General features: G+C 33.9%; 12 protein-coding genes. All 12 read left to right on the plus strand.

The genetic code is table 11. The annotated features are described in order from the left end of the window. Positions 1–8: 8 nt before the first annotated feature. The 12 genes from HMPREF2603_RS07820 (at position 9) to nth (ending at position 12,535) form a co-directional block, all read left to right on the plus strand. Positions 9–1,256 (plus strand): tetratricopeptide repeat protein, encoded by a 1,248-nt coding sequence (locus tag HMPREF2603_RS07820; protein ID WP_060804299.1) that lies wholly within the window; start codon positions 9–11, stop codon positions 1,254–1,256. A gap of 17 nt (positions 1,257–1,273) precedes the next feature. Further along, positions 1,274–1,831, plus strand: coding sequence for a YpiB family protein (locus HMPREF2603_RS07825; RefSeq protein WP_057510503.1), 558 nt, complete (start codon positions 1,274–1,276; stop codon positions 1,829–1,831). A gap of 5 nt (positions 1,832–1,836) precedes the next feature. After that, the gene (locus HMPREF2603_RS07830; protein ID WP_060804298.1) at positions 1,837–2,451 is read left to right on the plus strand and encodes a DUF1405 domain-containing protein; all 615 of its coding nucleotides are present in this window, start codon (positions 1,837–1,839) and stop codon (positions 2,449–2,451) included. A gap of 41 nt (positions 2,452–2,492) precedes the next feature. Then, a complete protein-coding gene (locus HMPREF2603_RS07835) occupies positions 2,493–3,173 on the plus strand; it encodes a zinc metallopeptidase (protein ID WP_142351468.1) in 681 nt (226 codons plus the stop codon). 124 nt (positions 3,174–3,297) lie between these two features. Beyond that, complete coding sequence (locus tag HMPREF2603_RS07840) at positions 3,298–3,615, plus strand: nucleotide pyrophosphohydrolase (RefSeq protein WP_002480964.1); 318 nt, start codon at positions 3,298–3,300, stop codon at positions 3,613–3,615. A 35-nt stretch (positions 3,616–3,650) separates the two neighbouring features. After that, positions 3,651–4,781 (plus strand): N-acetyl-alpha-D-glucosaminyl L-malate synthase BshA, encoded by a 1,131-nt coding sequence (bshA, locus tag HMPREF2603_RS07845; RefSeq protein WP_060804296.1) that lies wholly within the window; start codon positions 3,651–3,653, stop codon positions 4,779–4,781. Further along, entirely contained in the window at positions 4,774–5,973 is a 1,200-nt protein-coding gene (locus HMPREF2603_RS07850) for a CCA tRNA nucleotidyltransferase (protein WP_060804295.1), read from the plus strand. Before bshA ends, HMPREF2603_RS07850 begins: the two co-directional genes overlap by 8 nt. After that, a complete protein-coding gene (locus HMPREF2603_RS07855; RefSeq protein ID WP_023015197.1) occupies positions 5,966–6,937 on the plus strand; it encodes a biotin--[acetyl-CoA-carboxylase] ligase in 972 nt (323 codons plus the stop codon). The genes HMPREF2603_RS07850 and HMPREF2603_RS07855 overlap by 8 nt, the downstream gene beginning before the upstream one ends. 15 nt (positions 6,938–6,952) lie before the next feature. Continuing rightward, the gene (locus tag HMPREF2603_RS07860; protein WP_023015198.1) at positions 6,953–9,643 is read left to right on the plus strand and encodes a helicase C-terminal domain-containing protein; all 2,691 of its coding nucleotides are present in this window, start codon (positions 6,953–6,955) and stop codon (positions 9,641–9,643) included. Between the two features lie 152 nt (positions 9,644–9,795). After that, positions 9,796–11,088, plus strand: coding sequence for an asparagine--tRNA ligase (gene asnS / locus HMPREF2603_RS07865; RefSeq protein WP_060804294.1), 1,293 nt, complete (start codon positions 9,796–9,798; stop codon positions 11,086–11,088). 101 nt (positions 11,089–11,189) lie between these two features. Next, a complete protein-coding gene (locus HMPREF2603_RS07870; protein ID WP_002480958.1) occupies positions 11,190–11,867 on the plus strand; it encodes a DnaD domain-containing protein in 678 nt (225 codons plus the stop codon). Then, positions 11,867–12,535, plus strand: coding sequence for an endonuclease III (gene nth, locus HMPREF2603_RS07875; protein ID WP_002480957.1), 669 nt, complete (start codon positions 11,867–11,869; stop codon positions 12,533–12,535). Before HMPREF2603_RS07870 ends, nth begins: the two co-directional genes overlap by 1 nt. The last annotated feature ends 7 nt before the right edge of the window (positions 12,536–12,542 follow it).

Here is a 12,542-nt window from a genome sequence, read left to right on the forward strand (position 1 = left end):
TTGAAAGTATGGAAGATACACAAAAATTAATTGATGATATTCATCTGCAAAAAATAGATAACTTAGACAGCAGAGTTGAGCAAGCAATTTCAACAGCTGATGACGATACATTATTCATGTTAGGAGAAACACTCTATAACTATGGTTTAACTCCTCAAGGTTTAGAAGTATTTAGAGCCTTATATAATAAATATCCAAACGAACCAGAATTATTGATTTATTTCATTGATGGATTGATTTCTGAGGATAAGACAGATGAAGCTTTAGAATATTTGAGCCAAGCAGACCTGACTACAGAACGTTTAATGTTAGAAGCAGATTTATATCAACAAATTAATATGCTTGAAGTAGCCATTGATAAAGTTCAAGAAGCGATTGAGTTAGAACCGAATGATCCCGTTCTGCATTTCGCTCTTGCTGAATTGATGTACTTCGATGGGCAATATTTACGTGCGTCTGCAGAATATGAAACAGTTCTAGAAACTGGTGAATATATGGTAAACGGGGTCAACTTGTATGCGCGACTTGCAGATAGTGCTTTACAAAGCGGTAACTATGACGACGCAATTAAATTATATGACGACATTCATGAGCAAGACATGACCCCAGAAGACTATATGAAGAAAGCATTAGCATATGAAAAAAATGAATTAGTTCAAGAAGCCATTAAAATTATGAGCACATTAATGGAAAAAGACCCTGATTACATTCAAGGCTATTTTTATCTCCAACAGCTTTATTTACATCAAAGAGATTATAAGTCAGCCATTGAAGTCGGTCATGAAGGTTTACGACTTAATGCTTTCTACAAAGAGTTAATGTTATCAACAGGTAAACTCGAATTAGATCAAGGAGATGCTGAAAAAGGGGTAAAACTCTTACTTAACGCATTAGAAGTAGATAACGCTTATCAAGAACCTTTAATTGAACTTAGCAGCTATTATCGTACTAAAGAAGATAATGAATCGATTATCGCGCTCTTACAATATGCGAGCGAAGACGATTTAGATCCTCGCTTTATGTGGAACTTAGCTTATGCGTTAGGGGCAGAAGAACGTGATAAAGAAGCGCAGCATTTCTTCGATCTCGCTTATCCTACATTTGAAAATAATCCTGATTTCTTAGGAGATTATTACTTCTTCTTAATTGAAACAGGACAAATTGCACAAGCTAAACAATTATTACCTAAATTATTAGAACTTGATCCAAACAATGATGAATGGCAACAAGAAGCTGAACGACTGCAATACGATTAAGGTGTTGGTGAATTTTAATGAGAGATTATGAAAGTTTAAATCTGCAGAAGAAAAACTTGATTGATTATTTACTCTTTCAATATGAATTTAAATCTAGGATCAGCGTATGGGTATTGAATTTAATCAAGTCTGATATTCAGCGTTTAGAGAGCGTATATTTTGTAGATGAACCATTATCACATCGTAATACACTTGAACTTGCGGTGAATGAAACCTCAAGTATTGGAATTAAACTTACGCTTGATCAGAAGCAGTATCATAATACCAATGAAATCTTCCGTCTTGTCGCATACGATAAGCCTGTGTTGGATATCAAAATTCATATCCCTAAAAGAGATATACGTATTGATGAAATTTTATTAGCACAATTGTTAACTTCACCAGAATATACGTCTCATTTGAGCGATCTGCATGCGGTCACAATGACACCGCAAGCTGAATTATCATTGATTCACCGTCTACAAAATACAATAGATTTAAGCTTGCAAATCAATGATCCTGAATACTTCTATCGACTGTCTCACTTATTAAATACGATTAAAGCGAAATCTTATAATTTCCCAACAAAGGAATGAAAGCGATGAGTATCTTGCAGTGGTGGAGATGGGCGTTATATGCACGCCCATTTCTTTTATTAGTTTTAGTTTGTAATATTTTAGGTACAATTTACGGTTACATATGGTATGGCAGTCAGTTAAAAGAAGCTGCATGGTATTATTGGATATTTATTCCAGATAGTCCCACAGCTTCGCTCTTTTTGTGTATTGTCATTTTGTTGTTCTTGTTGAATAAACAATGTTCTATCATAGAAGCATTAGCATTTATGACGCTCATCAAGTATGGTGTATGGGCTGTTATCATGAATTTGATTTTATTTTATCAATACGATGAAATTACAATCAGCGGGATGATGTTATTAGTGTCACATGGCATCATGGCATTTGAGGCCATATTATTTTATCCACGCTTCAAAATCACTTTAGATGCAGGTCTCATTGCGATTATTTGGATATTCCATAATGACTTAATAGACTATGTCTTTATGCAGTTTCCATACTATCCGTTTATCGATACGCATTTAGAACTTGTTGCATATATTGCGTTTATATTAAGTACGCTATGCATCATTTTATATTTTTATTTAAAACCTTTGATACGACGCAAATTAATTGACCAAAGTTTACGTTCTCAGTAAAATAATGTTATAAAGGAGTGAGCATTTTGTCTTTAGTAAGTATGATAATTTATTTTGCAATATTAATGATTTTGCCGCTTTGGGCACAACATAAAGTTAAATCTAACTACGAAAAATATTCACAAGTCAGATCGACAAGTGGTAAAACTGGACGAGAAGTGGCTGAAGAAATATTACACGCCAATGGTATCAATGATGTTGAAGTACTAGAAGGTCAAGGTTTCTTATCAGACCACTATGACCCGACTAAAAAAGTAATTAGTTTATCTCCTGCGAACTACAATCGTCCAAGTGTTGCTGCAACAGCGATTGCGGCACACGAAGTAGGGCATGCGATTCAAGACGCTCAAGGTTATTTCTACTTGAGATTCAGACACGCATTGTTCCCATTAGCTAATATCGGTAGCAGCTTGTCATACATTTTAATTATGGCAGGTATCGTATTAACTTCGATGCAAATGGCAATCGGTTCTACAGCGTTATGGATTGGGATTTTCTTAATGGCATTTGCAGTGTTGTTCTCAATCATCACATTACCTGTAGAATTTGATGCAAGTAAACGTGCGATGAATAATATCAAATCATTGCATATCGTTAATGACAAAGAATATAAACATGCACGCAAAGTATTGAGTGCTGCAGCAATGACATATGTAGCTTCAACAGCTGTTGCAGTTGCAGAATTATTAAGATTTATCTTAATTGCACGCTCAAGCGATTAATTTAATAAAGTAATGAAACCTTGCTCTCGCAGCAAGGTTTTTTATTTTGTTGAGATTGCACTTAAAATGCATAATAAAAAAATATAAGATATACTAGGAGTTAAGATGTAAGGAGATGAAATGCATGAAAACTATGTCAGAAATGCAAAAAGAAGTCGATGCATATATCGGCCAATTTAAAGCTGGTTATTTCTCACCCCTTGCGAATTTAGCACGTTTAACAGAAGAAGTCGGGGAGCTTGCTAGAGAAATCAACCATGTATATGGAGAAAAGAAAAAGAAAGATACTGAAGAGGAAAATACGATTAAAGCTGAACTCGGAGACAACCTGTTCGTTTTATTATGTATCGCAAATTCTTTAGATATCGATATGACCGAAAGTTTTGATGAAACAATGCATAAATTTAATACACGAGATAAAGATCGTTTTGAACGTAAATAAAATTATATAGAGAGATAAAGGAGAGTCGGTTTGAAATGAAGATAGGAATTACATGTTATCCTTCTATGGGAGGTTCAGGTATTATCGCAACTGAACTTGGGATAACACTTGCTGAAAGAGGACATGATGTCCACTTTATCACTTCAAACTTACCGTTTCGTATTAGAAAACCACTTCCAAATATTACTTTCCACCAAGTAGAAGTAAACCAATATGCAGTTTTTCAATATCCACCTTATGATATCAGTTTAAGTACAAAAATCGCATCTGTAATTCGTGAATATGATTTAGATATCCTACATATGCATTATGCAGTGCCTCATGCGATTTGCGGCATATTAGGACGTCAAATGTCTGGTAAAGACGTCAAAATCATGACGACTTTGCATGGTACAGATATTACAGTGCTTGGTTTTGATCATTCTCTTAAAGATGCGATTAAATTCGGTATTGAAAATAGTGACGTTGTAACAAGTGTAAGTAAATCATTAGCACATCAAACGCAAGAAATCATCGGTACTGATAAAGAAATCATACCGATTTATAACTTTGTCAGAGAAATTGATTTTCCGACAAAACGAAACGATGTATTGAAAAAAGTTTATGGTATCAAACCTGATGAGAAAGTATTGATTCATGTTTCGAACTTTAGACAAGTCAAACGTATTGATACGATTATTGAGACTTTCAAAAAAGTGCATGATCAAATACCATCGAAATTACTATTACTAGGTGATGGACCAGAGTTAATGGAAATGAAACGTTTAGTACGTGAACTAGATATTGAAGATGATGTCATGTTTTTAGGTAAACAAGAATTTGTGAATCAATTCTATCAAATGTCTGATTTAGTACTCTTGTTAAGTGAAAAGGAAAGTTTTGGTTTAACATTATTAGAAGCGATGAAAACAGGTGTTGTACCCATCGGTTCAACGGCTGGCGGTATTAAAGAAGTGATTAAACATGAAGAAACAGGCTTTATTGTTGATATTGGAGATAGCGATAAAGCGAGTGAATATGCGATTAAGTTATTAACGGATGATACGTTGTATCAACGTGTTCGCGAACAAATGCTGAAAGATGTGACAGAACGTTTCAACTCTGAGTTAATCGCAGATCAATATGAATATTATTACAACCAAATGTTAGAGGAAAATCATGAATAAAGACTTATTTTTAAAAGCTGCACCTATTTTAAACCAAATACAAGAGAATGGATTTGAAGCCTATTATATTGGTGGATCGGTCCGTGATTATTTAATGAACCGTCCTATTCACGATATTGATATTACTACTAGCGCTTCTCCCGATGAAATCGAATCCATATTTGATCATACGATTCCAATTGGTAAAGAACATGGAACGATTAACGTGGTTTATCGACATGAAAATTATGAAGTAACCACATATCGTGCCGAAGGTGAATACAAAGACCATAGACGGCCAGATGAAGTTTATTTTGTACGTGATTTATATAAAGATGTAGAGCGTAGAGACTTCACAATGAATGCGATTGCGATGGATACTGATTTTACCATTAGAGACTATTTCGGCGGATATGAAGATATTAAACAAAAACGAATTGTTACAGTAGGGCCTGCAGAAGAGCGTTTTACTGAAGATGCTTTGCGCATATTACGAGGCTTACGCTTTAAATCGCAATTAGGGTTTGACATAGAAGATGACACATACAACGCGATGAAAAACCGTATGGCTGATACTGCCTATTTGTCCATCGAAAGAATCATAGTGGAGTTAACGAAACTACTAAATGGTAAAGATGTCGCACACGTTTATCCATTATTACTTGAACTGAATTTCTTTGATTATGTGCCATTTTTCAAAAATTATAAGATGTCACACATTCATATTTGCGAACCAATTTCATTAGAATTAATGCTTGCGGTAATGATGTTTAAACAACCTGAAAATAATGGTGCTTTAGCAAAACTAAAAATTAGTAACGATATGAAAAAGAAGGTAAAAATGTATTGTAGTATTTTTGAAAAGCTAGAAACACTTTCAGATAAAAAAGCATTACGTCTTTTAGTTTACGACTACGGCTTGCCTGTATTATCTTATATATTGTCGATGCATGAAACACTGAATGAAAACAGGATTTATTTAGGTCATCCTTTAATAATAAATCAAGAATCAATTAGAGAGATTGACAAGGGCTTAGTGATTTCTAAAAGAAGTGATATCGCTATCAATGGTAAAATCATATTAGAAACATTAAATCGAAAAGGCGGCCCATGGTTAAAAGATATACTAAGAAAAATAGAATGCGCGATTATCAATCATGAGTTGCAAAATGAACAAAGTGAAATCATAAAATGGGTGAAAGCAAATGTCTAAATATAGTCAAGATGTCGTTAAAATGTTATATGATAATCAACCAGAATATATATCTGGTCAAATGATAGCAGAACAGTTACAAATTTCGAGAACTGCTGTTAAAAAAATTATAGATCAATTAAAAGCAGAAGGGTGTGTTATTCACTCTGTTAATCATAGAGGCCATCAATTAGAACAGCTTGCGGATACTTGGTATCCTGGAATTGTAGAGCAAATTGTGGATGCACAAGGTTTTTTCGATGATGTCTATGTTTATGATACGATTGATTCGACACAGCTTGCTGCGAAACAAAAAATGGTTGGCCATCAAAACGCAATGTTAGTGTTGAGTAATGAACAAACGAAAGGGCGTGGCCGTTTCAACCGTTTTTGGGACTCAGCAAAAGGGAAAGGTCTATGGATGAGTGCAGTATTTCGTCCTAAAGTTCCTTTTTCTTTAATCACTACATTTAATTTATTTATGGCTTTAGCAATTCGCGAATCTATCCAACCATTTTCAAACGATAAAGTTGAAATCAAATGGCCGAATGATATTTATATCGGTTCGAAAAAAGTATGTGGTTTTTTAACGGAAATGTCCGCAAACAGTGATGGTATAGAAGCTGTTATATGTGGTATCGGTATCAATATGAATCAACATGCAGACGAATTCCCAGAAGAGATTGCACATCGTGCCACAAGTATTTTTGAACATGCCGATCAAAAAGTAGACCGTTATGCATTTTTAGATACATTATTAAAAAATATGAAAAAACGTTATATTCAATTCTTAACCGTACCATTTGAATCTATTAGAGACGAATATAGAACACACTCGAATATCTGGCATAGAACATTGAAATTCACAGAAAATGATGAACAATTCAGTGGTCAAGCGATAGATATCGATAAAGATGGTTTCTTATTAGTCGTAGATGAAGCAGGTACAAACCACCGTTTAATGAGTGCAGATATAGATTTATAGAAAGGAGGCGATCGTGTGAGTCAAACTACTTATGCAGTGGTAGATTTAGAAACGACAGGTAACCAGAAGGATTATGATGAAATCATCCAAATCGGTATTACATTTGTACGTAATTATGAAATTGTCGGCTCATACCACTCTTTAATAAAGACAGACTTAGAAATTCCGCCTTTCATTCAGGCACTCACGTCAATCGAAGACGCTATGTTAACACAAGCGCCATACTTTCATGAAATTGCAGATGAAGTTTATGAAGTCTTGAAGGATTGTGTGTTTGTTGCACATAATGTCTCTTTTGATTTGAACTTCTTAAAAAATGCATTTAGAAAATGTAATATTACTTATCATCCAAGAAAAACGATTGATACTGTAGAATTGTTTAAAATTGCATTTCCAACGGATAAAAGCTATCAGCTGAGTGAATTAGCAGAAAATCATAATATTCCACTGAATAATGCTCATCGCGCTGATGAAGATGCGGCTACTACAGCAAAATTAATGGTTAAAGCTTTTAATGTATTGAACGCATTACCGACTGATACATTGAAACAACTTTATTACTTAAGCAAAGATTTAAAATATCAGTTACATGATGTATTGTTTGAAATGGTTAGACATCATGGCGATCAGCCATTAGATAATCAATACGCTCAATTTGAACAAATCATTTACAGAAAACAAGTCGATTTCAAAGCACCTTCCATTGATTTTGAAGGTTCAACTGAAGACTTTTATAAAAAGGTCATTGACGCTTTGGGGTTCACATATCGACCAAAGCAACTTTATTTAACAGAAATTATTTTAGATCAACTCATGCATAATGATAAAGCATTGATTGAAGCACCCTTAGGTTCAGGTAAATCTATTGCGTATTTAATTGCAGCACTGATGTATAATATTGAAACTAAACAACATGTCATGATTTCAACAAATACTAAGTTATTGCAAAATCAGTTATTAGAACATGAAATACCTACACTAGAAAAAGTACTTGGTTACCGTATCAATGCGGCGATTATCAAAAGTAAACGTGAATATATTTCTTTAGGACTCATCAGTCAAATCCTTAAAGACGAAACACAAAACTACGATGTAACTTTACTTAAAATGCAATTATTGATATGGATTACCCACACAGAAACAGGGGACATTCAAGAGCTTAATCTTAAAGGCGGACAAAAGATGTATTTAGAGCAAAAAGCTGAAACTTATGTGCCGGTCCGTCATGATATTCATTACTATAATTTCTTAAAACGTAATGCACAAAATATCCAAATTGGTATAACAAATCATGCGCATTTAATACATGCTTCTCAAGAAAATAGTATTTATCAATTATTTGAAGACTGTATTATCGATGAAGCACATCGCTTACCAGATTATGCATTAGACCAAGTCACAAATGAACTCAGCTATTCAGATATTAAATATCAACTAGGTTTAATCGGTAAGACAGAAAATGAAAAACTATTAAAGGCAGTAGATCGTCTTGAACAAAAACGTATCTTAGAAAGATTAGATATTCCACCGATTGATGTTTTTGGACTTAAAACCGCAGTAAATGATATTCATGAATTGAATGAACAATTATTTACGACAATCTTCGATATTATCCATGATTCTACGATTCATGATGATGATAATCATAAGATTCATTTTGTAAATCAATTTGATAAAGCGCCGATATTAAAAGATATCCATGAGATTATCCATAAATTGAACTTAACGTTAGAATACTTTAATGGCATGAGTCATAAAACTATCAAATCAATTCGTAAACATTTACTGTACATCAATGACCACTTCCGTGCGATTGAACAAAGTTTAAAAGCAGATCACACATGCTTTTTATCCATTAAAAATTTAGAACAGAAATCAACGATTACGATTTATGTGAAGGATTATAAGGTGAAAGATATACTTTCACATCAAATTTTAGATAAGTTTAATGCCTTAACTTTTATTTCAGGCACGTTAACTTTTAATGGATCCTTTGAAGCTTATAAAAAGTGGTTCAACCAAGATGCTGAATTCAACACGTATATTATTGACGATGTAGTTGATAACCAAAATAAAGCAACTATCTTTATTCCAAATGATGTTGAGCCTTATCATTATCGTGATGTAGAAAAATATGAGCACGCGATTGTCAGTTATATTACTGAATATGTAAATATGACTGAATCTAAATGTTTAGTGCTCTTTACAAGTTACAAAATGATGTATCATGTTCAAGAATTATTAAATGACTTACCTGATTTTGAAGATTACATTATCTTGTCACAGCAAAACAATAGTCAAAACTATAAAATAGCGCAACAATTCAACAGCTTTGATAAAGCAATCTTATTAGGAACAGGAACATTCTTTGAAGGCTTTGATTTCCAAGGTGACGGTATTAAATGTGTCATGATTGCAAAACTGCCGTTTATGAATCAGAACAATACGAAATACTGGTTGATGGATTCAGAGTTTGTCTCCACGTTTAAAGACTATGTGCTGCCTGATGCAGTCATTCGTTTCAGACAAGGATTAGGTCGTTTAATTCGAAACGAAAATGATAAAGGCATCATTGTTTCCTTTGATGACCGCTTAATCAAAAGTAATTATCAGCATTTCTTTATGCATACGTTAAAAGCATTCAATCAGCAAATCGGTAATCTGCAAAAGTTCAGTAAAATATTAAAGCGATTAACCGCACAATAGAGTTTATCAACTAGAAGAAAACGCATTTATTTGATAAAATATATACGGGTTAAAAGTTAATCAAATGCTCAAAGCAACTTGATAAAATTAGAAGTTTCGAGCAATCATTAATTCTCTAATAAATGTCAAAAAGAAGTATAGGAGTTTGAATAATGAAGACTACAATCAAAGAAGCAAAGAACTACATTGGTCAAGAAGTCACAATTGGCGCTTGGCTTCAAAACAAACGTTCTAGCGGTAAAATTGCATTCTTGCAATTACGTGATGGAACTGGATTCATGCAAGGTGTCGTAGTGAAATCTGAAGTAGATGAAGAAACATTTGCGACAGCTAAAAACTTAAATCAAGAATCATCAATGTACATTACAGGTACAATTACAGAAGATAATCGTTCAGATTTAGGTTATGAAATGCAAGTTAAATCTATTGAGATTATTCATGAAGCACATGATTATCCAATCACACCAAAAAATCACGGTACAGAATTCTTAATGGATCACCGTCATTTATGGTTACGTTCTAAAAAACAACATGCAGTGATGAAAATCCGTAATGAAATTATTCGTGCAACATACGAATTCTTCCACGATAACGGATACGTTAAAATTGATCCACCAATTTTAACAGCAAGTGCACCAGAAGGTACAAGTGAATTATTCCACACTAAATATTTCGATGAAGATGCCTTCTTATCACAAAGTGGTCAGCTTTATTTAGAAGCAGCAGCAATGGCATATGGTAAAGTTTTCTCATTCGGTCCGACATTCCGTGCTGAGAAATCTAAAACACGCCGTCATTTAATCGAATTCTGGATGATTGAAGGCGAAATGGCTTTCTATAACCACGACGACAGTTTAGAAGCACAAGAGCAATACGTTGCTCATGTTGTTCAATCTGTACTTAAGAATTGCGCCTTAGAACTTAAAATCTTAGACAGAGACACTTCTAAACTTGAGAAAGTTAAAACACCATTCCCACGTATCACATATGATGATGCAATCGAATACTTAAAACAAGAAGGATTTGATGACATCGAGTGGGGTGAAGACTTTGGTGCACCGCATGAAACAGCGATCGCAAACCATTATGATTTACCAGTATTTATTACAAATTATCCTACAAAAATCAAACCATTCTATATGCAGCCAAATCCAGACAATGAAGACACAGTCTTATGTGCTGACTTAATCGCACCTGAAGGTTATGGTGAAATTATCGGTGGCTCTGAACGTATTAATGACTTAGAATTATTAGAGTCACGTATCGAAGAACATGGTTTAGATAAAGAAAGCTATGAGTACTATTTAGACTTACGTCGTTATGGTTCAGTACCTCACAGCGGCTTCGGTTTAGGTTTAGAAAGAACAGTGGCATGGATTTCTGGCGTAGAACACGTTAGAGAAACAGCACCATTCCCACGCTTATTAAACCGTTTATATCCATAAACAATTCTATGATTTGAATGAAAAATAAATGGGTCCAGTCATGTGTGTAAACGATGACTGGACCATTTCAATAGGTAAAATATCAAAAAAGGAGGGTCACTTTGGATATAGAATTACTTAGAAAACGCCCCGTTGTTATTAGAAGAGAATTACTCGATCACTATGCTGACATGGGATTATCAGAAACTGATTTAATCATCTTATTAAAATTAATTTATGAATATGAGCATTCAAATAAACAACCTTCTATTTCATATCTTAGTAAAGGTACAACGATGAAGGAACGTGAAGTGACAGGTGTTATTCAGCGTCTAATTCAATTAGATTTATTAGATTTAACAGTACAAAAAGATGAAGAAGGACGTTTTGCGGAATTTATGAATCTAGATGGTTTTTATCAATCTTTCAGTAAAATTTTAAAATCCCAAGAAACACAACAACGTGAAATGAATAACCAAGAGTCCTTTAAGTCATTATTCCAAATGATTGAAAGCGCATTTGGCCGTCCTTTATCACCCATTGAAATTGATACATTAAATCAGTGGATTGACGTTGATCACCATGATATTTCAGTGATTCAAGCTGCGGTGAATGAAGCATTGAGTCAAGAAAAAATGAGCTTTAAATACATTGATAGAATCCTATTAAATTGGAAGAAAAACAACGTTAAAACAGTGGAGGACTCTAAAAAGATCAGTAGTCAATACCATACACCGCAAATGAAACATACAGTCAAAAGCATTCCGAAATTTGACTGGTTGAATCAGGAGGAATCATAATGTTAAGTAAGAAAAAGGCATTAAGTATGATAGATGTCATTGATGAAATGTTTCCAGATGCAGAATGTGAGCTTAAACATGATAATCCATTTGAATTAACCATTGCGGTGTTGCTATCTGCACAGTGTACAGACGTATTAGTTAATAAAGTAACACGTGAGTTATTTAAAAAGTATAAAACACCACAAGATTATTTGGATGTCAGTTTAGAAGAACTGGAACAAGATATTCGCTCAATAGGGTTATATCGTAATAAAGCCAAAAACATTCAAAAGCTATGCCGATCACTTATCGATAAATTTGATGGCAAAATACCTAATAATCGTACAGATTTAGAAAGTCTTGCAGGTGTTGGTCGAAAAACTGCGAATGTTGTATTAAGTGTCGCATTCGGTGTTCCAGCGTTAGCAGTTGATACACATGTAGAACGTGTTTCTAAAAGATTAGGTATTAATCGATGGAAAGACAGCGTCAAAGAGGTAGAAGAACGCCTGTGTTCAATTATTCCAAAAGAAAGATGGAATCAAAGTCATCATCAACTGATTTTCTTTGGACGTTATCACTGTTTGGCACGTGCACCGAAATGTGATATTTGTCCTTTATTCGATGATTGTAGAGAAGGGCAGAAACGATATCGTGAAAAACTAAGAAAAGAAGCTAAAGCATAAGAGGTGA

This window comes from Staphylococcus sp. HMSC055C03 (assembly GCF_001809385.1).
Classification (GTDB): domain Bacteria; phylum Bacillota; class Bacilli; order Staphylococcales; family Staphylococcaceae; genus Staphylococcus; species Staphylococcus simulans.